General features: G+C 28.4%; 1 pseudogene. It reads left to right on the top strand.

What is annotated here, in order from left to right:
• A pseudogene (locus RI68_RS02890) lies at nt 1–217 on the top strand (endonuclease); the annotation flags it as partial.
• Nucleotides 218–328: the final 111 nt, after the last annotated feature.

Raw genomic sequence — 328 nt, 5'->3', positions numbered from 1 at the left:
CCAAGTTCAATGTCAACTCTATTGTTCTCAAGCGAACTTCGCTTACTTTTTAGTCTATTTTAACGACCAAAACTATCATGTGGTACGAATTTATCAAGACAATAACTTCATTAATAAAATGATTGCAGATGGTAAAAAATATTTAGAATTACTACACAAAACAAAACAAGAATTATCACAAACAACTTATTTAAAACGATTAAGTAAATTTAAATAATAATTAAAACCCTAAGACCTTCAAATCGAAGGTCTTTTTTTATGTCCAAATTAAGATTAAAAGGAGAAAAAATCATGAAATTAATCGTTTTTGAAGGACTCGACGGGAGCG

The organism is Vaccinium witches'-broom phytoplasma str. VAC, assembly GCF_000309405.1.
Taxonomy (GTDB): domain Bacteria; phylum Bacillota_I; class Bacilli_A; order Acholeplasmatales; family Acholeplasmataceae; genus Phytoplasma.
The sequence above is the reverse complement of the archived record's forward strand: the minus strand, read 5'-3'. Positions and strand labels throughout refer to the sequence as shown.